This is a genomic window from Bradyrhizobium sp. USDA 4502 (genome assembly GCF_054063355.1).
The window spans coordinates 4,473,756-4,496,733 of the sequence record NZ_JBSSGF010000001.1 but is presented as its reverse complement, the minus strand read 5'-3'; the positions used below and the strand labels follow the sequence as shown (position 1 = coordinate 4,496,733).

Genomic DNA, 22,978 nt, shown 5'->3' with positions numbered 1-22,978 from the left:
GGTCCGGCTATTGCGATCCCGGGACTCGCGATTGCGATCCCGGGATTCGCGATTGCGATCCGGGGACTTCGATCGGTTCTGTGCCCTTGGCGGCCTTTTCTGGGCTCAGGATCCAGACCAGGCCGCCAAACACGCCAACCACGAACGATACCGCGCCGAACAACAGCGAGACGTTGACGCCCTCATTGGCGATCAATCCGGCGTAGCCGAAGGCCAGCGCCATCGTGGCCTCGCGCACGCCCCAGCCCGCGATCGAGATCGGCATCATCGTGATCAGCATCACCGGGGGCAACAACTGGAAGATCTGGCCGAAGGTGACGGGGGCGGTGATCGACTTCACCACGCACCAGGCGATCACGACGGTCACCACGTGAATGGCGATCGAGAGGATCGCGACCCTCAATCCGCGCTTGCGGCTGAACAACACCCGGTTCGCGATGACCGCGCAGGCGTGGATGTGATGCGTCGCCCACCATTGCTTCAGCCAGGCCCACGGCAACACGCCGATCAGCAGGAAGCCAAATCCGGCCGCGAGTGCGGCGAGGTCGAGCAGCAGCAACGCCATCCAGCCGTGGGAATCGGAAATCAGCCGATAACTCCAGGGCAGGCTGGCGGCGATGACGACGGCGAGGGCGATCAGTCCGATCGCGCGGTCGACGAAAATCGAATAGGTGGCTGCGCGCCAGCCCGCACCGGCGCGCGCGACGAGCCAAAGCCGGACCGCGTCGCCGCCGATCGAGGATGGCAGTGTCTGGTTGAAGAAGGTGCCGATCACGTTGAAGCGCATGGCCTGACCGGTCTCCAGCGGGGCGCCGCACTCCACGCTGATCTCCCGCCAGCGCAATACCCCGAGGAAGATCTGCAGGAACGTGACCGCGATCGCGAGGCCGAGCCAGCCCAGGCTCTCGACCTGGATACGGGAGGCAAGGTCGTACAGATTGACCTTGCGCAGCGAGAGATACAGCAGCGCTGCCGAGATCAGGATCTTGACGGTCGAAAGCAGGATTCGGCGCATTTCCGTTCGCGCTGCCAGGTTTCAGAATGTGTCAAAAACAGCGCAAAACGCTTTCGCGCGCCCAAATTCGCCGCCTTGGTATGGTTTCCGCGCCGATCTGGCAATACCCGTACTGGTCCCTATTGCGGCAGGCGCGAAGGGGTGGCTAAAGGGGCCGGAACGGGGGACGGCCGGCCACTCACCGGGGGTTTACGTTACCGGTAAAATCCGACCAGACGCGCGGGGGGCGCGTGCTACTGCTTGGATAGTGCTTCCGAGGCAACAGGGCCGCCGGCCGCGACGGCCCGGGCCGATTTGGTGTGTCGTCCGCAGGCGGATACGACAGGACTTGCACGACAGGATTTGAGGCATCGATGGATCGACGAATTATTCCCCTGATCATGTGCGGCGGCGCAGGCACGCGATTGTGGCCGGCGTCACGCGAGGTGCATCCGAAACAGTTCCTGTCGCTGTTCGGGGCCCGCTCGACCTTCCAGGAAACGCTGCTGCGGGTTTCCGACGCCGGTCTGTTCGAGCGTCCGATCGTGATCACCAACGAGGCCTATCGCTTCATGGTGCTGGAGCAGCTGGCCGAGATCGGCCGCGAGGCCGATGTGCTGCTGGAGCCGATGCGCCGCGACTCGGGGCCGGCGATCGCGGCCGGTGCGGCGTTCGCGCAGAGCCGCGACAGCGAAGCGATCGTGCTGGCGCTGGCCGCCGACCATCTGGTGCGGGACACTGCGGCCTTCGTTGCCGCCTGCCGCGGCGGATTGGTGGCTGCGGACGCCGGCCGCATCGTGACGTTCGGCGTCAAGCCGGAGCGGCCTGCCACCGAATACGGCTACATCAATCCGGGTGAGGCGGTCGCCGGCGAGGTGCGCACGGTGGCGAAATTCGTCGAGAAGCCGGATGCCGCGACGGCGGCGGGCTATATCGATGCAGGTTATCTCTGGAACAGCGGCAACTTCATGTTCCGCGCCGGCGTGCTGCTCGACGAGTACCGCAATGTCGATGCGGACAGCGTGGCCTCGGTGGAGCAGTCGGTTGCGTCGGCGGCGCGCGATCTCGGCTTCGTCAAGCTCGATGCGCAGGCCTTCGGCGCGGCGAAGGCGATCTCGATCGATTACGCCGTCATGGAGAAGACATCGCATGCCGCGGTGGTGCCGGTGGCGTGCGGCTGGTCCGACATCGGCTCGTGGCGTCAGGTCTGGGAGCTGTCGGACAAGGACAGCCTCGGCAACGCTGCGCGCGGCACTGCGGTGTTCGAGGACTCCCGCAATTGCAACGTCTCGACCGACCGGGCGCTGGTTGCGCTCGAAGGCGTCGACGATCTCGTCGTGGTCGCGACCCAGGACGCCGTGCTGGTGTCACGCCAGAAGGACGCCAACGGGCTGAAGCGGCTGGTCGCGAAATTGAAAGTGGCGGCGCCGGAGGTGACCGAGAACCACATCAAGGTGCATCGCCCCTGGGGCTCCTATCAGTCGGTCGACAATGGCGATCGCCACCAGGTCAAGCGTATCGTCGTCAAGCCGGGCGGACGGCTGTCCCTGCAGAAGCACCATCACCGCTCCGAGCACTGGATCGTGGTGCGCGGCACCGCGCAGGTCACCGTCAACGAGCTGATCAAGACGGTGCACGAGAACGAATCGATCTACATCCCGATCGGCGCGGTGCACCGGCTGGAGAACCCGGGCAAGATCCAGCTCGAGCTGATCGAGGTGCAGACCGGCAGCTATCTCGGCGAGGACGACATCATCCGCATCGAGGATGACTATCGGCGCACCTGAGGCGAACGGGCCCCGCGCTCAAGATCGAGTCGCGGGCGATGTAACTCTTTGAATCAAAACGTGTCCGGATTTCGCCGTTGGCATTCGCCACATTTGTGACGCCGTGCTATAGCGGCTGCCAACGAAGCGGGTCGTGATTTGCGCCAAAGGCGCGGATCGGGCAGAGGGGCCTTGGTGCTGATTCCCTCGGAGCCGGGATGGCTCCCTGAGAAGCCGGGACAACCGCCAGAACGTTACTTGGGGTCTACGATATGAATGCAAAAGTGTCCGCAGCCGGCGCGAAGGCCGATATTGGCCGCGCATTGCGCGTCGGCGTGATCGGCGCCGGCGTGATGGGCAGCAACCATGCCCGCGTGCTGGCCGGACTGCCCGGGGTGCTGTTGATCGGCATCGTCGATCCGCTGCCGGAACATCGCACCCGCGCCATCGACCTGGTCGGCTGCCGCGCCTTCGAAAGCCTCGATCAGCTGTTCGCCGAGGGCATCGATGCGGTGACGATCGCAGCTCCCACCCATCTGCATCACGAGATCGCGCTCGCCTGCATCGCGCGCAACATTCACATCCTGGTCGAGAAGCCGGTCGCATCCACGGTCGAAGAGGGCCGCGAGATCGTCGCGGCCGCCGAGCGGGCCGGCGTCACGCTGATGGTCGGCCATGTCGAGCGCTTTAATCCTGCGGTCGCCGCGATCAAGAAGGCGATCTCGGGCGAGGACATCCTGTCGATCGGCATCACCCGGGTCGGTCCGTTCCCGCCGCGAATGTCCAATGTCGGCGTCGTGATCGATCTGGCCGTGCATGACATCGACCTGATCCGCTGGTTCACCGAGTCCGATATCGTCGAGGTACAGCCGCAGCTTTCGAGCGCCGTCGCCGAGCGCGAGGATATCGCGCTGCTGCAATTCCGCACCGCTTCCGGCGTGCTCGCCCACATCAACACCAACTGGCTGACGCCGTTCAAGGCGCGCAACGTGACGGTCGCAACCCGCGGCAAGTATGTGATGGGCGACCTGCTCACGCGTCAGGTCACCGAATGCTTCGGCTTCAAGCCGGACGGCAGCTATTCGATGCGTCACCTGCCGGTCGGGCATGACGAGCCGCTGCGCGCCGAACTGATCGCCTTCCTCGACGCCGTACGCGGCGGCAAGCTGCCGGCGGTGTCCGGCGACGAGGGCGTGGCGAGCCTCGAGATCGCGATCCGCTGCCTGGAATCGCCCGCGCGGCCCGCCGCCTCGACGATGCGCAAGGGGCCGCGCCGCATCGCCAGCTAATTGCAACTTGAAAACACGCGCGAAAGCTTCATGAACCAACACATGCGTCCAGAGCCTGTTCCCTTCATAGACATTGCCGCGCAGCGCCAGCGGCTCGGCAAATCGGTCGATGATGCAGTCGCCCGCGTGCTCAGCCATTGCCAATTCGTCAATGGCCCGGAAGTGACCGCGCTGGAGAAGGCGCTGGCGGACTATAGCGGCGCAAAGCATGTGGTGAGCTGTTCCAGCGGCACTGACGCGCTCTTGATGGTCCTGATGGCGAAGAATGTCGGGCCGGGTGACGCCGTGCTGTGCCCGTCTTTCACGTTCTGCGCGACCGGCGAAGCGGTGGCGCTCACCGGCGCGACACCCCTCTTCGTCGATGTGGACGAGACGACATTCAATATCGATATCAATTCGCTCAAGCGCGGGATCGCCACCGCGATGTCGCGTGGCCTAAAGCCGGTTGGTGTCATTCCAGTGGATTTGTTCGGCCAGAGCGCCGATCATGACGCGGTGGCTGCGGTTGCCGAAGCCGAAGGCCTGTTCGTGCTCGACGACGCCGCCCAGGGCTTTGGCGCGAGTTACAAGGGCCGCAAGCTCGGCACCTTCGGGCTTGCGACCGCGACCAGTTTCTTCCCGGCAAAGCCGCTCGGCTGTTTCGGCGATGGCGGCGCGATCTTTACCAATGACGACGAACTTGCGAACGCGCTACGCAGCATCCGTGTGCACGGGCAAGGCTCGGACAAATATGACAATGTCCGCCTCGGCCTCACCGGGCGGCTCGATACCATGCAGGCCGCGATCCTGCTCGAGAAGCTGAAGATTTTTGACGACGAGATCGTGGCACGCAACCAAGTGGCGGAGCGCTACGCGCGCGGACTCGGCAATATCGTGACCGTGCCTCGCCTTGCGCCAGGTTGCACCTCGGTGTGGGCGCAATACACAATCCGCCTGCCGAAAGGGGCCGACCGCGATGCCTTTGCCTCGACGCTGAAGACCCAAGGCATTCCGACGGCGATCTACTACACGAAGTCGATGCACCAGCAGACCGCTTACCGTGATTTCCCGGTCGCCGACGGCGGCCTAGCGATCAGCGAAAGCCTCTCCGACGACGTCATCAGCCTGCCGATGCACGCCTATCTCGACGAGGCGGCCCAGGACCGCGTCATCGCGGCTGTGCGCAGCGCGCTTTCAGCCTGATAGGAAACTTTTTCAGACCGCAATCATGCGCTAGAAGCAGCGCATGCTTGGACGCATCTTCACCGTCGGCGGCTATACCCTGCTATCGCGGGTCACCGGGTTCGCGCGCGACATCATGCTCGCGGCGATCCTCGGTGCCGGGCCGGTTGCCGACGCCTTCTTCGTGGCGCTGCGGCTGCCCAACCATTTCCGCGCGATCTTCGCCGAAGGCGCCTTCAACGCCGCCTTCGTGCCGGCCTATGCCCATGTCCATGGCGAGAAGGGCGAAGCGTCGGCGCGGCTGTTCGCCGACCGCATCTTCACGCTGCTGTTCGCCTCGCAGGTGATCCTGCTGGCGGTGGCGATGGCGTTCATGCCGCAGGCGATGAGCATCCTCGCGCCGGGCTTCACCGAGGACGCGGCGCAGCGCAAGCTCGCGATCGAGCTGACGCGGATCACGTTTCCCTATCTGCTGCTGATCACGCTGGTGACGCTTTATGGCGGCATGCTCAACGTGATGCATCGCTTCGCCAGCGCCGCCGCGGCGCCGATCTTCCTCAACCTCGCCATGATGATGACGCTGGCGCTCGCGGCGTTCTTCCCGAGCGCGGGCCACGCCGCGGCCTGGGGCGTCCTGATCTCGGGCTTCCTGCAATTCTTCCTGCTCGCCGGCGACCTCGCGCGCCATGGCGGCCTGCCGCGGTTCGCGCCCTTGAGGCTCGACGAGGACGTCCGCGGCTTCTTCCGCGCGCTGGGACCGGCGACGCTGGGCTCGATGGGCACCCAGGTGGCGCTGTTCGCCGACACCATCATCGCGACCTTCCTGCCCGCCGGCGCGCTGTCGGCGCTGTATTATGCCGACCGCCTCAATCAATTGCCGATCGGCGTGATCGGGATCGCGATCGGCACCGTGCTGCTGCCGGAGATGTCGCGGCGCCTGAGCGCCGACGATCACGCCGGCGCGATGGCCGCGCAGCGCCGCGCCTTCGATTTCACGCTGCTGTTCTCGGTGCCGTTCGTGGCGGCGTTCCTGACGGTCGCCGATCCGATCATGCGCGCGATGTTCGCCCGCGGCGCGTTCTCCAAGGCCGATGCGGCAAGCGCCGGGGCCACGCTCGCGGCCTATGCGGTGGGGCTCATTCCCTTCGTGATGATCCGCAGCGCGGTCGCGACCTTCTACGCTCGCAAGGACACCGCAACGCCGGTGAAAGCGGCGCTGACCGGGGTCGCGGTCAACGTCGCGCTGAAGATCGCGCTGGTCGGCACGCTGGCGCAGGTCGGCCTCGCGCTCGCGACCGCGGTCGGGGCCTGGGTCAATCTGCTGCTGGTGCTGACGTTTGCCGTGCGCCGCGGCTACCTCGCGCTCGATCGCGCGCTGATCCGCTCGTTCGGCACCTTCGCGCTGTGCGGCGTGCTGCTCGCGGTCGCACTGTGGCTGACCTCGCATTTCGCTTATGTGTGGTTCGCGCCGATGCAGATCTTTCGCGACGAGCTGATCCTGCTGCTGCTGATTGCGGTCGGCGTCTTCGTCTACGCCCTCCTGATCCTCATGCTGTTCGGCCGCGGCTGGCTGTTCGCGCTCCGCCGCGTATAGTTTTACCTGTCAAATCAAATGCATAGGAGGCCGCTGTGTGATAGCGCCGCGCGCGGCGGAAAGCGGTTTGCGCTTCGGCGACAACCACGCCAATATGCGCAAAACACACCAAGGCAATTGGAGAGACGATGGCAGCTCCCATCAAATTCGGCGTCGGACAAAGTGTGCGGCGCAAGGAGGACGACGCTCTGATTCGCGGCAAGGGCCGCTACACCGACGACGTTGCACCGTCTCCCGCATTGCACGCGCTGATGCTGCGCTCGCCGCACGCGCACGCGACCTACACGATCGATGCCGGCAAGGCCCGCGGCATGCCCGGCGTGGCGCTGATCCTGACCGCCGCCGACGTCGCCGAACTCGGCGGCCTGCCGTGCCTGTTCAATCTCGAAACCGATCCGTTCACCGCACCGCCTTATCCGATCCTCGCCAAGGACGAGGTGCGCCATGTCGGCGACGCGGTGGCCTTTGTGGTCGCCGACACCGTCGATCATGCCCGTGACGCGATCGAGGCGATCGACGTCAAATGGACGCCGCTGCCGGCGGCGGTCGGCCTCGTCAATGCGGTGAAGAAGGACGCGCCGCAGGTGTGGCCGGACAAGCCCGGCAATGTGCTGTTCGACGTCTCGATCGGCGATAAGAAGGCCGCCGAGGACGCGTTCGCCAAGGCGCATGCGGTGGCCGAGATCACCATCGTCAATCCGCGCGTCATCACAAATTTTATGGAGACGCGCGCCGCGGTCGCGGAATACGACGCCAAGAAGGATCATCTGACGCTGACGATCGGCAGCCAGGGCAGCCACCGCCTGCGCGAGATCCTCTGCGACATGGTCCTGAAGATGCCGAAGGACAACATGCGGGTGATCTGCCCGGATGTCGGCGGCGGCTTCGGCACCAAGCTGTTTCCCTATCGCGAATATGCGCTGATCTCGGTGGCCGCGCGCAAGCTCAAGAAGAGCATCAAATGGACGGCCGAGCGCTCCGACCATTTCATGGGCGACGCGCAGGGCCGCGACAATCTCACCACCGCGAAGATGGCGCTCGCCGAGGACGGCAAATTCCTCGGCATGGATGTCGACCTGATGGGCGACATGGGCGCCTACCTCTCGACCTTCGCGCCCTACATCCCGCATGGCGGCGCCGGCATGCTGCCGGGCCTCTATGACATCCAGGCCTTCCACTGCCGGGTCCGCACCGTGTTCACCAACACGGTGCCGGTCGATGCCTATCGCGGCGCCGGCCGCCCGGAGGCCGCCTATGTCATCGAGCGCCTCGTCGATGCCGCTGCGCGCAAGCTCGGCATGACGCCGGACGCCATCCGGCGGAAGAACTTCATTCCGCCGAAGTCGCTGCCCTACACGACCGCGACCGGCAAGGTCTACGACTCCGGCGACTTCGTCGCGCATATGAAGCGCGCGATGGAGATTGCCAACTGGAAGGAATTTCCGAAGCGCGCCAAGGCCGCCAGGAAAGAGGGCCTGGTGCGGGGCATTGGCATGGCGAGCTATGTCGAGGTCTGCGGCACGATGGGCGAGGAGACCGCCAACGTGGCGCTCGATCCCAATGGCGATATCTCGGTCCTGATCGGCACGCAGTCGAGCGGGCAGGGCCACCAGACCGCCTATGCGCAGATCGTCGCCGAGCAGTTCGGCGTGCCGCCCGAGCGCGTCCATGTGCTGCAGGGTGATACCGACAAGATCGCGACCGGCCTCGGCACCGGTGGCTCGGCATCGATTCCGTCCGGCGGCGTCAGCGTGCAGCGGGCAACGCATGATCTCGGCAACAAGCTGAAGGAGCTCGCGGCGCAGGCGCTGGAAGCCGGCGCCGGCGACCTCGAGATCGCCGACGGCCGCATCCGCATCGCCGGCACCGACCGCTCGATCAGCTTTGCCGATCTCGCCAAACGACCGGGCGGCGACACGTCGAAGATGAATGCCAGCGCGACCTTCGCCAGCGTCGACGGCACCTATCCGAACGGCACCCATCTCGCCGAGGTCGAGATCGATCCCGCCACCGGCATCATCAAGATCATCAACTACGTCATCGTCGACGATTTCGGCGTCACGCTCAATCCGCTGATGCTGGCGGGCCAGGTTCACGGCGGCGCGATGCAGGGCATCGGGCAGGCGCTGATGGAGCAGGCGGTGTACAGCCCGACCGACGGTCAGCTCGTCACCGGCACCTTCATGGACTATGCGCTGCCGCGCGCCTCCGACGGGCCGTCCTTCGTGTTCGAGACCCATAACGTGCCTTGCACGACCAACCCAATGGGCGTGAAGGGCGCGGGCGAGGCCGGCGCGATCGGCTCGTGCCCGGCGGTCGTCAACGCGATCGTCGAGGGGCTGCATCGCGAGTACAAGATCGACCACATCGACATGCCCGCCACGCCGGAACGGGTCTGGATCGCGATCCGCGAGGCGCAGCGCCGCCATAATCTCTGATAAATTGTCGCAGGCGGAATGAAGATTCCGCCTGCGGTGTTTTGCAAACCAGGCCGGCCGCAGATCGCGGACCGGGACAGAGCGGAATTGAGGGGTTTTGCCGATGAAGCGGATTGTCGTCGTTGCTGCGGTGCTGGCGTTCGGTGCCGGTGCAGTCGTTGCACAGCAGGATCAAGTCAAGAAGACCCAGGCCATGATGAAGGACAATGGCAAGAATGCGGGTGCGCTGTCGGCGATCATCAAGGGCGAAAAGCCCTACGACCAGGCGACCGTCAATGCCGCGCTGGCCCAGTTCGAGGATACCGCCAAGCAGCTTCCGACGCTGTTCCCCGAGAGCATGAAAGGCGTCAAGCTGGAAGGCGATTACGCCCCTTCGCCGAAAATCTGGGAAGACAAGGCGGGCTTCGCGCAGCAGTCCGCGAGCTTCGCGAAGGTCGTCACCGATGCCAAGGGCAAGATCAAGGACGTCGATACGCTGAAGGCCGAGCTGGGCGTGATCGGCAAGCAGTGCGGCGGCTGCCACGAGACCTATCGCGTCAAGAAGGGCTGATCGCCATTCCATCAACGAAAAGGGCGGACGCTTTAGGGCGTCCGCCCTTTTTTGTGTCGGCCGTTTCTTGTTGGCGTTGCGTCGCGAACGATTACTTCGTCACTTGTTATTTGGTCACCTGGCCGCGGATCTCGCCGCCCGGATTGGCCGCAGTGTGAACGTTGACATAGTACTTGCCGGCGAGCAGATCGGCGGCCTGCGCGTCGGTCAGCGTGGCGCTGCCTTCGACCGGGCTCGACGTCGCGTTCGGGATCGCGACTGCGACACCGGAATTCTTGCCGGCCTCGGCGGGGCCGTGGAAATGCGCGGCAGTGGCCGGACCCGAGAGGCCGGAATAGGTCAGCTTCCAGCTCAGCTTCTTGCTGGCGGCATCGTAGTCGATGTCGGCGGTGCCGGTGGCGGTGCTGGTATTCGGCGGCACTTCGCTCTTGCTATCCAGCTTCGCCGTGAACTTCTCGGCAAAGGCCGGACCGGCGAAGGCGATGGCGGCGCCGAGCGTCAGCGTGGCAAGCAAGGTCTTGTTCGACATGGTTCTCTCCCCTTTGACGGCACAGGATGGTTGCAATCTTCAAACAGCAGCTTTTCGGATTTATTCCCCAAATGATCGTGGGTGCGGCAAATTTGATGCGAGCTTGTCCGACTGGTTGCCATCATACTGGTCCATGAACTGACGCGACCAATGACGGATCGGTGAATGCTGCGACGAATTTTCCTCCTGGCGATTCTGGCCGGCGTAATCGGCTTTGGCGTGTTCTGGTGGCTGACGATCCCCGCGACCGTTGCCGCCGACGCGCTGCCTGCCTATCAGCCTGACCTGGCCAACGGCCTCACAACGTTCAATGCCGGGGGATGTTCCTCCTGCCATGCCGTGCCGAAGCAGGACGACCGCACGAGGCTCGGCGGCGGGCTCGCGATCACCTCGCCGTTCGGTACCTTCTATGCGCCGAACATCTCGCCCGACCCGAACGACGGCATCGGCCGCTGGAGCGAGGCCGATTTCGTCACCGCAGTCATGAAGGGCACTTCGCCATCGGGCGCGCACTATTTCCCGGCGTTTCCGTACCCGTCCTATCAGCACGCCAAGGTCAGCGATGTGCGCGACCTGTTCGCCTATCTGAAGACCTTGCCGCCGGTCGCCGGCAAGGTGCGCGACCACGATTTGCCGTTTCCGTTCAACATCAGGCGCAACGTCGGGGTCTGGAAATTCCTGTTCATGAACGGCAAGCCGTTCATCGCGGATGCAAGCCGCTCGGCGCATTGGTACCGCGGCGCCTATCTCGTCAACAGCTTCGGCCATTGCGCCGAGTGCCACAGCCCGCGCAACGTCCTCGGCGGCATCGTCACCGCGCAGCGCTTCGCCGGTGGTCCGAATCCGGAGGGCGAAGGCTGGGTGCCCAACATCACGCCGAGGGGGATCTCGGACTGGAGTGTGAAGGATATCGCCTATTTTCTCGAGAGCGGCCAGATGCCGGACGGCGATAGCGCCGGTGGGTCGATGGTGCGCGTGATCCGCAACACCTCGCAACTGTCGTCGTCCGACCGCGACGCGATCGCCGAGTACATCAAGTCGCTGCCGCCGGTCGAGGGACCGCCGAAGCCGGTCAAGAAGGAGAAGGAATCGTAAAGCGGGATGGGTTTGGTTGAATCGGCTCGCCGCGGTTTCGGTTCACCTCTCCCAAGGGAGAGGTGAACTTTCGACGCCGTTCAAGCTCGACCTAATCTCATCATGCTCTCGCGGGCGCGTCCTACTTCGCGCCGAACGCCTTGAAGGTGATGATCGTGAGGGTGTCCTGGATGCCCGGGATCACCTGAACCTTCTCGTTGATGAAATGGCCGATGTCGGTGTCGTGGTCGACGTAGAACTTGACCAGGAGGTCGTAGTTGCCCGCGGTGGAATAGATCTCGGACGCAATCTCGGCCTCCGCCAGCGCGTTGGCGACGGTGTAGGACTGGCCGAGCTTGCATTTGATCTGGACGAAGAAAGGAACCATCAAAGTCGTCTCCGGGGATTTCCGCGACTATAGGCCCAAAACGGGCGGCCAAGGCAAGGGGGCGAGGCAAGGGGTCAAGGCGAGGCCAACTTGCGGTAAAGTCAGGCGAACTTGCTGCCGATCGGCGGCCGGGCTAGGACAGGCCATGGTCTTGTTCGTGATGGTCTCATTCGTATCAACCACTGGCGCTGCAAGATGACGCCGGTCGCGCTCACCATTGCCGGCTCGGACTCCTCGGGCGGGGCGGGCATCCAGGCCGACCTCAAGAGCTTTGCCGCGCTCGGGGTCTATGGCGCCTCCGCGATCACGGCGCTGACCGCGCAGAACACCACGGGGGTCAGCGGCATCCATCCGGTGCCCGCGTCATTCGTCACCGCCCAGATTGATGCGGTGTTCTCCGACCTCGAGGTCGGCGCGGTCAAGATCGGCATGGTGGCGCAGGCCGACACGATCGCTGCGATCGCCGATGGGCTGAGGCGCTGGGCGCCGCGCCATGTCGTGCTCGATCCGGTGATGGTCGCTACCTCGGGTGATCGGCTGCTTGCCGCCGAGGCGGTCGACGCGCTGAAGGTCCTGCTGTTTCCGCTGGCCTCGCTGATCACGCCGAACCTGCCGGAAGCGGCGGCGCTCTTGAACGAGCCGGTCGCCTCAAGCGAGGCCGACGTCGAGCGACAAGGCAGGCGATTGCTGGCGATGGGATGTCGCGCGGTGCTGGTCAAGGGCGGCCACGGCCACGGCGCCGAGAGCATCGACTATCTGATCGACGCCGAGCGCAGCATCGCGCTGGCTGCGCCGCGGATTGCGACCGCGAATACGCATGGCACCGGCTGCTCGCTGTCCTCGGCAATCGCAGCAGGGCTCGCGAAGGGCGAGAGCATGGAGACCTCCGTGCGCAACGCCAAGGCCTGGATCACCGAAGCAATCGCCGAAGCCGATCGCTTCGCCGTCGGACACGGTCACGGACCGGTGCATCACTTCCACAAGTACTATTGACGCTAGTAGCCTCGTAGCCCGGATGTAGCGCAGCGCAATCCGGGGCGCTCCATCCGCTGATGCGACACCCGGATTGCGCTTCGCTGCATCCGGGCTACGTTCTTCGCTGCTTCGGCTGCGCGCAGGTTCCGCCGCAATATGTTGGCAACACAACGCCTCTTCCACACAGCCTCGACCGCCGATGTCGCCAGATTGTCGCACGCTGCTGTTATCCGCAGGGAAGGGGGCGTGCTGCTGATTCTCGTTAACTGTTTGTGGGGCCTTGGGTCGCGGGGGTCGTCATCGCCTTGTCACAGGAATCTGTTAGGTGCACAGGCATGGGAAGTGACTCCTTGAGTGAAGAAAGTCCCGAGCGGCACTTTCGCACTTTGTTTATCTCCGATGTCCATCTCGGAGCCCGCGGTTCGCAAGCCGACCGCCTGCTGGACTTCCTCCGCGCTCACGATGCCGACACGATCTACCTCGTTGGTGATATCGTCGACGGCTGGGCGCTGAAGTCGAACTGGTACTGGCCGCAGACCCATAACGATTTCGTGCAGAAGATGCTGCGCAAGGCGCGCAAGGGCGCCAAGGTGATCTACGTCCCGGGCAACCACGACGAGTTCCTGCGCAAATATTACGGCACGCATTTCGGCGGCATCGACGTGGTGGAGAACACCGTTCACACCGGCGCCGACGGCAAGCGCTACCTCGTGATCCACGGCGACATTTTCGATCTCGTGGTGCAGAACGCGCGCTGGCTCGCCCATCTCGGCGACAAGGCCTACGATTTCGCGATCCAGATGAATCGCTTCGTCAACTTCTTCCGCAAGATGTTCGGCGTGCCGTACTGGTCGCTGTCGCAATGGGCCAAGCTGAAGGTCAAGAAGGCGGTGAACTATATCGGCGCGTTCGAGGCGACGCTCGCCGGCGAGGCGCGGCGCCACGGCTGCGACGGCGTGATCTGCGGCCACATCCACTACGCGACGATCCATGACGAGCACGGCATCCGCTACATGAATTGCGGCGACTGGGTGGAGAGCTGCACCGCGCTCGCCGAGCATGAGGACGGCCATTTCGAGATCATCACCTGGACCGACCCGGTGCGCCGGATCGCGCCAGTTCCGCGAGTGACGGCACGCGCTGCATGACGCATATCCTGGTCGCGACCGATGCGTGGCATCCCCAGGTCAACGGGGTTGTCCGCACGCTGACCATGATGGCACCGGCGGCGAAATCGCTCGGCGTCGAGGTGAGCTTTCTCACGCCGGACGAATTCCGCACCTTCGCGATGCCGAGCTACCGCGATCTCCGGCTGGCGCTGCCGTACCGGGCGAAGGTCGCAAGTCTGATCGAGGCGGCGCGGCCCGACAGCATCCATATCGCGACCGAGGGCCCGATCGGGCTTGCGGTTCGCCGCTACTGCCGCAAGCGCGGCCTGCCGTTCACGACGAGCTTCCACACCCGCTTCCCCGAATACGTCTCGGCGCGGACGCCCGTCCCGGAAGCCTGGGTGTGGCGGGCGCTGCGCTGGTTCCACAGGCCGAGCCGGGCGGTGATGGCGGCGACCCCGGCGCTGGCGGCCGAGTTGCGTCAACGCGGCTTCCGCAACGTGGTGTTGTGGTCGCGCGGCGTCGATACCTCACTGTTCCATCCGCGCGACGTCGATCTCTGCCTGCCGCAGCCGGTCTATCTCAGCGTCGGCCGGGTGGCGGTGGAAAAGAACCTCGAGGCGTTCCTCGATCTCGATCTGCCCGGCACCAAGGTCGTGGTCGGCGACGGCCCGGCGCGGGCGGCGCTGGAGCGGAAATATCCGGACGCCGTGTTCCTCGGTGCTCGTCATGGGGAAGAATTGGCTGAGATCTACGCCGCGGCCGATGTGTTCGTTTTCCCGAGCCGTACCGATACGTTTGGTCTGGTGCTGCTTGAAGCATTGGCGAGCGGCCTGCCGGTTGCCGCTTTTCCGGTCACCGGTCCCCGCGACGTGATCGGCGCGGCGCCGGTCGGCGTGCTCGACGAGGATCTGCGCCATGCCTGCCTGGAGGCGCTCAGCATCCCGCGGCAGGCCTGCGTCGATTTTGCCGCGCTCCACACCTGGCAGGCGTCGGCCCGGGTGTTCATCGATCGCTGCATGAACGTCCGCCCCGCGCCGCCGGACGGCGAGGGGGAGGCGCTCGAATTCGGTGCCGAGGAGCACCATTTTGTGGCCCTGCCGGCCAGCCAGCCGATCTCGCACTAGACAAACTCACGCTAAATCGTCTTGCCGGGCTGCGCCCCGCCGCGATACAAATCGCGAATGACGGACACCGTTCTCAATCCACCCGTCGCTGCCGCGGACATCGATGCCGCCGCAAGGGTGGTCGCGCCGTTCGCGGTGCGCACGCCGCTCCTGACCTTCCCCGTTCTCAACGAACGCGTCGGCAGCCAGGTTTTCCTCAAGCCCGAAATGCTGCAGCGGACCGGATCGTTCAAGTTTCGCGGCGCTTTCAACAAGCTCGCCTCGATCCCGCAGGACAAGCGGAGCGGCGGCGTCGTCGCGTTCTCCTCGGGCAACCACGCCCAGGGCGTCGCCGCGGCGGCCAAGATCCTCAACATGCAGGCGACCATCGTGATGCCCGCGGACTCGCCGATCACCAAGCGCGAGCGCACCAAATCCTATGGCGCCGAAGTCGTGCTCTACGACCGCGATCGCGACGACCGCGAGGCGATCGCCAACGGCATTGCCGGCAAGCGCGGCGCGACCTTGGTGCGCCCCTACGACGATCCCTTCGTGATCGCGGGCCAGGGCACCGCCGGCCGCGAGATCGCCGAGGACATGGCTGCGCTCGGACTGACGCCCGACATCGTGGTCGCGCCGGCTTCGGGTGGCGGATTGATCGCGGGCGTTGCGACCGCGGTGAAGGCGAAATATCCGCAGGCCCAGGTGATCGTCGCCGAGCCCGCGGGCTATGACGATCATGCCCTTTCGCTCAAGGTCGGCCATCGCGAGGCGCATGCGGTTGCGCCGCGCACCATCTGCGATGCGCTGATGGCGATGATGCCGGGCGAACTGACCTTCGCCATCAACAGCAAGCTGCTCGCGAATGGCGTCAGCGCCTCCGACGACGAGGTCGGCGCCGCCGTCGCCTTTGCCTACCGCGAGCTCAAGCTCGTGGTCGAGCCCGGCGGCGCGGTCGGACTCGCGGCGCTGCTCGCCGGGCGGATCGATGCCAAGGGCAAGAACGTCGTCATCGTGCTGTCGGGCGGCAATGTCGACGCCGACCTGTTCGCGAAACTGGTTGCCTGACACCGGGTTAGGCACAGATGCTGCCGCGGTACATGAGCTGGTTCACGTGCGTGCGCAGGTCCATGGGACATGAATGCTTCGCGCGCCAGTCGTCGTGCGCGGGTCAAGCCCGGCAATGACAGGATATGAACAGTCGAGGTTACGAGAAGAACGCGATCTTCTCAGCCTGGCTCATGCGGCGGATCGGCGCGAGTGGATCGTTGGCCGCGACGCTTGGCCTTTTCAGCAGGCCGCTGGCGATGATGGTCGAACCGAGTGAGATCTCTGCTGCGGGAGCAGGGGCAGGCTCAACGGCGGGCCGGAGAGGCGGCGGCATCACCAGAGTTTCGGCAATCGGCGCCACAGCCACCGGCGGCGGCTTGATCTTGACTTCTGCCCTGACCTCGACCTTCGGCGCCGGTGCAGGCTCGGGCTGAATGGCCGGCGCAACCATTTCGGGCTCGGCCGCCATCGCCTCAGCGACGTCCATCGCTTCGGCGACGCGCATCTCCTCGGCGGCACGCATTTCCTCGGCGATAGCCTCCTCGTCGATCGGATCGGGCGCACCCATCTCCATCGCGATCAGGTCGAGCACCGCCTCGTCATGGGCGTCGGCCGTCGCTTCGTCGGTGACGCGGGCGAGTTCCGCGGCTTCGGCTTCGGCCAGCGCGGCTTCAGCTTTGATCCAGGCTTCGCTCGGCTGCGGCATCACGGCCGTAGCGGCCTCAGTGCCGGGCACGGCGGCGGGAATCGCGGCTTCGACGATCGGCGCCGCAGCGGCCTCCCGAGGCGGCGCTGGCCGCGTAGCGGCCATATCGGGAGCTGCACTTTCGGCCACCGGTGGCGGCGCGGAGGCCGCTGCCGGCGGCTCCGCAACCGGCGCCTCGGCCACGTCAGGCTCGGCCGCAGGCGTCGCCGCCTTGTCCGGATCGAACTCGCTGAGCCGGCGCGCCAGCGCCGCGAAGGCGGCATCCAGCACAGCCTTGGCGTCGTTCATCGACACCTCGGCGGCGCCGGCCTCGATCGCGCTGACCTGCGAATCGATGATGTCGCAGATCCGGCCGTCATTGCCGATCTCGCGCAGCCGCCAGGAGATCTCCCTGATCACCCGCACGCCCTTGCGCACCGGCGCGAGGCTCTGCTCGAAGCTGATGCCGTCGAGCGCGGCGATAGAGGAGGCCTGGGCCGCCTCGATCGCGCCGCGCAGGGCGGCCAGCGCCTGCGCCAGTTGCTCGTCCCTGATCGCCGCGGCGGCGGCTTGCCGCTGCGCGCTGAGGCTTTCCTCGATCCGCGCCACGGCATCGAGCACCATGCGGGTATCGGCATTGCGGTTGCGCTTGGCGTATTCGCCGAGGAACCAGCGGCCCCGCGAGGTCTCCATGAAGGCCGCGCTGATCGCGGCATAGTCCTCCTCGCTCGGCAGGGCCGCGCGGGCGGATATCGGCGACAGGGCGAATGCTTCTTCGGCCATCACAATCTCTCCGCGCAAATCACTGCGCGTTACGCTAACGATCACCACGATATCGCGCGAATCGCAATTGAATTGATGTCTTCCGAATCACAAATCCCCATTGCAGCAAGGATTGCATCGCGGCGATTCGCGCGCAGCCTAGCGGCATTCTATGCCACGCTGTTCGGCATGACCGGGGTTCATCTGCCGTTTTTCACGGTGTGGCTGAAGGCGGTCGGCATCGACGCCACCTGGATCGGCATCATCACCGCGGTGCCGCCGGTGACGCGCTTCACGGTGCTGCCGCTGGTCACCGCAGCGGCGGAGCGGCGTCAGATGCTGCGCGGGGCGATCATCGCCACCGGATTCGCCACGGCGTTCGGCTTTGCCGTGATCGGCACCCAGCATCAGCCGTTCGTGCTGCTGGCGATCTATGCGCTGACCTGCTGCGTCTGGACCCCGATGGTGCCGCTGACCGATGCCTATGCACTGCGCGGCGTCAGGCAGTTCGGCCTCAGCTACGGACCGCTGCGGCTCTGGGGCTCGGCCGCCTTCGCGGTCTGCGCGCTGCTGAGCGGCTTCCTGCTCCGCTATGTCGCGGAGGTCGACCTGATCTGGATCATCACCGCCGTGACAGTGCTCGGCGCGCTGGTCGGGCTGACGCTGCGGCCGCTGGGCCGTCCAGTGGCGGCCGCCGCGCCGGCGGCCGGCGCGCCAAAACTGCTGCGCAATCCCTCCTTCCTCGCCATCATCGTCTCCTCGGCGCTGATCCAGGGCAGCCACGGCGCCTATTACATCTTCGCATCGATTGCCTGGCAGCAGGCCGGTTTCAGCGGCCTGACGATCGCTTGTCTCTGGGTGCTCGGCGTGATCGCCGAGATCGTGCTGTTTGCGGCCTCGCCGCGCTTCACGCTGCCGTCGGCTGTGCTGGTGATGATCGCGGCCTCCAGTGCCGCGGCGCGCTGGGCGATCACCGCGCAGGACCCGCCGCTTGCGGTGCTTGCCGTGGTCCAGCTCGGACATGGACTGAGCTTCGGCCTGACCCAGGTCGGCATCATGGGCCTGATGGTGCATCACGTGCCGGTTCACGTGATGGCGCGCGCGCAGGGCTATCTCACCGCCTGCGGCGGCATTGTCGCGAGCACCACGGCGATCGTCAGCGGCATGGTCTATGCGCGCTTCGGGCTCGGCGTCTACGACATGATGGCCGCGATGGCGGCCACGGGCGGGCTCGTGATGTGGCTGGCGCGTAAGCGTCTTACCGATTAGCCCCAGAGCGCGGCGTCGGGCGGATAGACCAGGCTGCCCTCGTAGCGCAGGCCGTGATCGCGGTCCTTCGCCAGCAGCAGCGGGCCGTCGAGATCGACGAAGCGCGCGGCTTGCGCGATCAGCATCGCCGGCGCCATCGCGAGCGAGGTCGCGACCATGCAGCCGATCATGATCTCGAAGCCGAGCGCGCGGGCGGCATCCGCCATCGCCAGCGCTTCGGTCAATCCGCCGGTCTTGTCGAGCTTGATGTTGACGGCGTCATAGCGGCCGCGCAGGCCGGCGAGCGAGGCGCGGTCATGCACGCTCTCGTCGGCGCAGACCGCAACCGGCCGCCTGATCCGCGCCAGCGCCGCGTCCTTGCCCGCCGGCAGCGGCTGCTCGATCAGGGTGACGCCGGCATCGGCGCAGGCCGCGAGATTGGCGGCGAGGTTGTCCTCGGTCCACGCTTCGTTGGCGTCGACGATCAGCTCGGATCCAGGCGCCGCCTTGCGCACGGCGGCGATCCGTGCGCCGTCGCCATCGCCGCCAAGCTTGATCTTGAGCAACTGACGATGCGCGGCCTTCGCGGTGGCCTCCGCCATCGCCTCTGATGTCCCGAGCGAGATCGTATAGGCGGTGGTCCGCGGCTCCGGCGCGGGCCGGCCGAGCAGGTTCCAGATCCGTTTGCCGGCCCGTTTGGCCTCAAGGTCCGCCAGCGCGCAATCCAGCGCATTGCGGGCGGCGCCGGCAGCCATCCCGGCCTGCAAGGCGATCCGGTCCATGCCATTGGCGAGTGGCGCCTGTAGGGCCTGGATCGCCTGCAGTGTCGCCTCGGGCGTTTCGCCATAGCGCGGGTAGGGTACGCATTCGCCGCGGCCGGTGAGGCCGCCCTGGCTCACCTCGGCCACCACGACGACAGCCTCGGTCTTGGTGCCGCGGCTGATCGTGAAGGTCCCCGCGATCGGCCAGCGCTCGATCCGACTGCTCAGGGAAATCGCTCCGGGAGGGGTGGAAGTCATTTTAAAGTCTACTATTTCCTGAACCGTAGCTTGCGACGCGCAACCAACTATGGCTGTTTAGCGACAGATTCGACAAGCCGATCCGGCAGCGCCGGAGATCAGCGTTAGCGGCAGCCAGCCGGCTTGAGGGGTGGGTTAGAGGTGAGCGGCGACCCGACACTGGAGCGGATAGCCCAAGGCGAAGGACTGGCGTTGTGCGCGGCAGGCAACTGGACGGCCCGCTTTGCTCCTGCGCTTGAGCGGATCGTCTCCGACGCGGAGAAGCTGCGCGGCAGCCGGCCGCACATCTTCATCGACGTGTCGCAGGTCGCGAGCCTCGACACGTTCGGCGCCTGGCTGATCGAGCGGCTGCGCCGCAGCCTGAGCGACGCCACCGCCGAAGCCGAGATCGCGGGCCTGTCGGCCAATTATTCCAGCCTGGTCGACGAGGTCCGCCGCGTCGGCCCCGCGCCCGGGGTCGTCAGCGACCGGCTGTCGATCTCAGGCATGCTCGAGCAGATCGGGCGCACCGTGGCCGGGATCGGCAGCACCATCATCGGCCTCGTCGACATGCTCGGCGCGGTGCTGGCGGCCGCCGGGAAGGTGCTGATCCATCCGCGCAGCTTCCGCCTGACCTCGACGGTGCATCACCTCGAGCAGGTATGCTGGCGCGCGGTGCCGATCGTGGTGCTGATCACCTTCCTGATCGGCTGCATCATCTCGCAGCAGGGCATCTTCCATTTCCGCAGGTTCGGCGCCGACATCTTCGTCGTCGACATGCTGGGCGTCTTGGTGCTGCGCGAGATCGGCGTGCTGCTGGTCGCGATCATGGTCGCGGGCCGTTCAGGCTCGGCCTATACCGCCGAGCTCGGCTCGATGAAGATGCGCGAGGAGATCGACGCGCTGCGCACCATGGGCTTCGATCCGATCGAGGTTCTGATCCTGCCGCGCATGCTGGCGCTGGTGCTGGCGCTGCCGATCCTGGCCTTTCTTGGCGCGATGGCCGCGCTCTATGGCGGCGGCCTGGTGGCCTGGCTCTATGGCGGCGTCGATCCGGAAGCCTTCCTGCTCCGCCTTCGTGATGCCATATCGATCGACCATTTCATCGTCGGCATGGTCAAGGCGCCGGTCATGGCGGCGGTGATCGGTATCGTCGCCTGCGTCGAAGGCCTGGCGGTACAGGGTTCGGCGGAGTCGCTCGGACAGCACACCACCGCATCGGTGGTGAAAGGGATCTTCTTCGTGATCGTGATGGACGGCGTGTTCGCGATCTTCTTCGCCTCGATCGGGATGTGATCATGGCGGAAGAGGACAACGACGCCATCATCCGGGTCCGCGACATTACCGTCCAATTCGGCAACACGCGGGTGCTCGACGGCCTCAACCTCGACGTCAGGCGCGGCGAGATCCTCGGCTTCGTCGGGCCCTCGGGCGCCGGCAAGTCGGTGCTGACGCGCACCATCATCGGGCTCGTGCCGAAAGTCGCCGGCCGCATCGAGGTATTCGGTGTCGATCTCGACGCCGCAAGCACCTCGCAGCGCCGCGCCGTCGAGCGCCGCTGGGGCATCCTGTTCCAGCAGGGCGCGCTGTTCTCCTCGCTCACGGTGCGCCAGAACATCCAGTTTCCGGCGCGCGAGTATCTGCGCGTCTCGCAGCGGCTGCTCGACGAGATCATGGTGGCGAAACTCGTGATGGTCGGGCTGAAGCCGGAAGTCGCCGATCGTTATCCGTCGGAATTGTCGGGCGGCATGATCAAGCGCGTCGCGCTGGCGCGGGCACTCGCGCTCGATCCCGAGCTCGTGTTTCTCGACGAGCCGACCTCGGGTCTCGATCCGATCGGCGCCGGCGAGTTTGACGAGCTGGTGCGCACCCTGCAACGCACTTTGGGGCTGACCGTTTTCATGGTAACCCACGATCTCGACAGTCTTTACACCGCGTGCGACCGTATCGCCGTTTTAGGGAACGGTAAGATCATTGCTGCAGGATCGATCGCCGACATGAAGGCGTCGCAGCATCCATGGCTGCAGCAATATTTCAACGGCAAGCGCGCCCGTGCCGTTGTGGCCTAGCCCATGATCCCGAAACCTGATGCCGACTTTCGGACGAGATCATGCGCCAACAGGGAATTCGATGGGCTCGAGCGCAGCCGGCTGCGCGAGGGCCCGAGAGTGATTAACGCGAGCAATTGATGGAAACGCGGGCGAACTACGTCTTGATCGGGGCTTTCACGCTGGCGGTGATCGCCGCCGCATTCGGCTTCGTGCTGTGGTTCCAGAGCCTGCACACGACCAAGCAGCGCAGCCCCCTGCGGGTGATCTTCGAAGGGCCAGCGTCAGGCCTGCGCAACGGCGGCAACGTCAATTTCAATGGTATTCGGATAGGGGAAGTGGTTTCGGTGAAGCTCGACAACCCGCGACGCGTGGTTGCGCTGGCGATGATCGAGAACAACGCACCGCTCCGCAAGGACACCCTGGTCGGTCTCGAGTTCCAGGGCCTCACCGGCGTCGCCGCGATTTCGCTCAAGGGCGGCGAGGAGGCAGCCCCGCCGGTGCCGCTGGACGAGGACGGCATCCCGGTTCTGACCGCCGACCCGAATGCGCTGCAGGACGTCACCGAGGCGATCCGCGCCACCCTGCAAAACGTCAACCGCATCGTCGCCGACAATCAGCAGTCGGTGAAGAATTCGCTGAAGAATCTCGAGGTCTTCACCCAGGCCTTAGCGCGCAATTCCGAGAAGATCGACAACGTCATGCTCAAGGTCGACGGCGTGATGGGCAAGGCCGACAGCCTGATGCTGGGCCTCAATGCGATCGCGGGCGGCAACAATGGCAGCGAGCTGAACCTGATGGTGAAGTCGATCCGCGAACTCGCCGAGGACCTCGACAAGCGCTCCAATCTCCTGATCAACGACGGTCGCCGGACGCTGTCCGACATCAGCCGCGCGGTGAACAATTTCGACCGCAACCCGAGCCGGGTGATCTTCGGCGGCAGCAACAATGCCGCACCCGAGCCCGCGCCGGCTCCGGCCGCACCGGGGCCGCGGCGGCGGCAATGACGTGAGAATGGTGAGTGGCGAATAGCGAGTAGGGTTCGCCGTCGGCCGCATCCGTCATTGCGAGCCAACGGGTCGCGCGAACGCGCGCCCGATGACAGGCTCCGCGAAGCAATCCATCGTTCCGCATGCTCGGCGCGATGGATTGCTTCGTCGCTTGCGCTCCTCGCAATGACAGCGGTTAGTTACTGGCACGCCGGTGCCACAGCG

General features: G+C 65.6%; 20 protein-coding genes. 15 read left to right on the top strand and 5 right to left on the bottom strand.

Annotated elements, in window-relative coordinates:
• Positions 1 to 7: 7 nt before the first annotated feature.
• Complete coding sequence (locus tag ACVW1B_RS20970; protein WP_456822118.1) at positions 8 to 1,015, bottom strand: lysylphosphatidylglycerol synthase transmembrane domain-containing protein; 1,008 nt, start codon at positions 1,013 to 1,015, stop codon at positions 8 to 10.
• 353 nt (positions 1,016 to 1,368) lie between these two features.
• Between ACVW1B_RS20970 and ACVW1B_RS20965 the strand changes: the two genes are divergently transcribed.
• The 6 genes from ACVW1B_RS20965 to ACVW1B_RS20940 all read left to right on the top strand — a co-directional run bounded on the left by ACVW1B_RS20965 (position 1,369) and on the right by ACVW1B_RS20940 (position 9,792).
• Entirely contained in the window at positions 1,369 to 2,781 is a 1,413-nt protein-coding gene (locus ACVW1B_RS20965; RefSeq protein WP_456822117.1) for a mannose-1-phosphate guanylyltransferase/mannose-6-phosphate isomerase, read from the top strand.
• A 251-nt stretch (positions 2,782 to 3,032) separates the two neighbouring features.
• Positions 3,033 to 4,049, top strand: coding sequence for a Gfo/Idh/MocA family protein (locus tag ACVW1B_RS20960; protein WP_229159034.1), 1,017 nt, complete (start codon positions 3,033 to 3,035; stop codon positions 4,047 to 4,049).
• A 30-nt stretch (positions 4,050 to 4,079) separates the two neighbouring features.
• Complete coding sequence (locus ACVW1B_RS20955) at positions 4,080 to 5,231, top strand: DegT/DnrJ/EryC1/StrS family aminotransferase (RefSeq protein WP_456822116.1); 1,152 nt, start codon at positions 4,080 to 4,082, stop codon at positions 5,229 to 5,231.
• A 43-nt stretch (positions 5,232 to 5,274) separates the two neighbouring features.
• Positions 5,275 to 6,804: a murein biosynthesis integral membrane protein MurJ gene (gene murJ, locus ACVW1B_RS20950; RefSeq protein WP_253607834.1), complete on the top strand. Its 1,530-nt coding sequence runs from the start codon at positions 5,275 to 5,277 to the stop codon at positions 6,802 to 6,804.
• A gap of 128 nt (positions 6,805 to 6,932) precedes the next feature.
• The gene (locus ACVW1B_RS20945; protein WP_456822115.1) at positions 6,933 to 9,242 is read left to right on the top strand and encodes a xanthine dehydrogenase family protein molybdopterin-binding subunit; all 2,310 of its coding nucleotides are present in this window, start codon (positions 6,933 to 6,935) and stop codon (positions 9,240 to 9,242) included.
• Positions 9,243 to 9,345: 103 nt separating this feature from the next.
• Positions 9,346 to 9,792, top strand: a complete 447-nt coding sequence (locus ACVW1B_RS20940) for a c-type cytochrome (protein ID WP_141340701.1) — start codon at positions 9,346 to 9,348, stop codon at positions 9,790 to 9,792.
• 106 nt (positions 9,793 to 9,898) lie between these two features.
• On the opposite strand, the gene ACVW1B_RS20935 is transcribed toward ACVW1B_RS20940, so the two are convergent.
• The gene (locus ACVW1B_RS20935; RefSeq protein WP_057016700.1) at positions 9,899 to 10,321 is read right to left on the bottom strand and encodes a CHRD domain-containing protein; all 423 of its coding nucleotides are present in this window, start codon (positions 10,319 to 10,321) and stop codon (positions 9,899 to 9,901) included.
• Positions 10,322 to 10,486: 165 nt separating this feature from the next.
• On the opposite strand from ACVW1B_RS20935, the gene ACVW1B_RS20930 reads away from it, so the two are divergent.
• Positions 10,487 to 11,416: a c-type cytochrome gene (locus tag ACVW1B_RS20930; protein ID WP_225644532.1), complete on the top strand. Its 930-nt coding sequence runs from the start codon at positions 10,487 to 10,489 to the stop codon at positions 11,414 to 11,416.
• A 121-nt stretch (positions 11,417 to 11,537) separates the two neighbouring features.
• On the opposite strand, the gene ACVW1B_RS20925 is transcribed toward ACVW1B_RS20930, so the two are convergent.
• The gene (locus tag ACVW1B_RS20925; protein ID WP_016845986.1) at positions 11,538 to 11,783 is read right to left on the bottom strand and encodes an Lrp/AsnC ligand binding domain-containing protein; all 246 of its coding nucleotides are present in this window, start codon (positions 11,781 to 11,783) and stop codon (positions 11,538 to 11,540) included.
• Positions 11,784 to 11,978: 195 nt separating this feature from the next.
• On the opposite strand from ACVW1B_RS20925, the gene thiD reads away from it, so the two are divergent.
• From thiD to ACVW1B_RS20905, 4 genes are all read left to right on the top strand, one after another.
• Complete coding sequence (gene thiD, locus ACVW1B_RS20920) at positions 11,979 to 12,776, top strand: bifunctional hydroxymethylpyrimidine kinase/phosphomethylpyrimidine kinase (RefSeq protein WP_456822114.1); 798 nt, start codon at positions 11,979 to 11,981, stop codon at positions 12,774 to 12,776.
• 317 nt (positions 12,777 to 13,093) lie between these two features.
• Positions 13,094 to 13,906 carry a UDP-2,3-diacylglucosamine diphosphatase gene (locus ACVW1B_RS20915; protein ID WP_141340705.1) on the top strand — a complete coding sequence of 271 codons (813 nt, stop codon included), beginning with the start codon at positions 13,094 to 13,096 and terminating at the stop codon, positions 13,904 to 13,906.
• On the top strand, positions 13,903 to 14,994 hold the full coding sequence (locus ACVW1B_RS20910; protein ID WP_456822113.1) for a glycosyltransferase family 4 protein: 1,092 nt from the start codon (positions 13,903 to 13,905) through the stop codon (positions 14,992 to 14,994). The genes ACVW1B_RS20915 and ACVW1B_RS20910 overlap by 4 nt, the downstream gene beginning before the upstream one ends.
• Before the next feature lie 57 nt (positions 14,995 to 15,051).
• A complete protein-coding gene (locus tag ACVW1B_RS20905) occupies positions 15,052 to 16,041 on the top strand; it encodes a threonine/serine dehydratase (protein ID WP_076825738.1) in 990 nt (329 codons plus the stop codon).
• A 139-nt stretch (positions 16,042 to 16,180) separates the two neighbouring features.
• Here the strand turns inward: ACVW1B_RS20905 and ACVW1B_RS20900 are convergent, their stop codons facing one another.
• Positions 16,181 to 17,491 (bottom strand): hypothetical protein, encoded by a 1,311-nt coding sequence (locus ACVW1B_RS20900; RefSeq protein WP_456822112.1) that lies wholly within the window; start codon positions 17,489 to 17,491, stop codon positions 16,181 to 16,183.
• A gap of 75 nt (positions 17,492 to 17,566) precedes the next feature.
• On the opposite strand from ACVW1B_RS20900, the gene ACVW1B_RS20895 reads away from it, so the two are divergent.
• Positions 17,567 to 18,739: an MFS transporter gene (locus ACVW1B_RS20895; RefSeq protein ID WP_456822111.1), complete on the top strand. Its 1,173-nt coding sequence runs from the start codon at positions 17,567 to 17,569 to the stop codon at positions 18,737 to 18,739.
• Here the strand turns inward: ACVW1B_RS20895 and dgcA are convergent.
• Positions 18,736 to 19,737, bottom strand: coding sequence for an N-acetyl-D-Glu racemase DgcA (dgcA, locus tag ACVW1B_RS20890; RefSeq protein WP_456822110.1), 1,002 nt, complete (start codon positions 19,735 to 19,737; stop codon positions 18,736 to 18,738). The genes ACVW1B_RS20895 and dgcA overlap by 4 nt on opposite strands.
• Positions 19,738 to 19,878: 141 nt before the next feature.
• Here dgcA and ACVW1B_RS20885 point away from each other — a divergent pair, with 141 nt between their 5' ends.
• The 3 genes from ACVW1B_RS20885 (at position 19,879) to ACVW1B_RS20875 (ending at position 22,771) form a co-directional block, all read left to right on the top strand.
• Positions 19,879 to 21,012 carry an MlaE family ABC transporter permease gene (locus ACVW1B_RS20885; protein WP_253607843.1) on the top strand — a complete coding sequence of 378 codons (1,134 nt, stop codon included), beginning with the start codon at positions 19,879 to 19,881 and terminating at the stop codon, positions 21,010 to 21,012.
• A gap of 2 nt (positions 21,013 to 21,014) precedes the next feature.
• The gene (locus ACVW1B_RS20880) at positions 21,015 to 21,785 is read left to right on the top strand and encodes an ABC transporter ATP-binding protein (RefSeq protein WP_028338275.1); all 771 of its coding nucleotides are present in this window, start codon (positions 21,015 to 21,017) and stop codon (positions 21,783 to 21,785) included.
• Positions 21,786 to 21,904: 119 nt separating this feature from the next.
• Positions 21,905 to 22,771: an MlaD family protein gene (locus tag ACVW1B_RS20875; RefSeq protein ID WP_018272595.1), complete on the top strand. Its 867-nt coding sequence runs from the start codon at positions 21,905 to 21,907 to the stop codon at positions 22,769 to 22,771.
• The last annotated feature ends 207 nt before the right edge of the window (positions 22,772 to 22,978 follow it).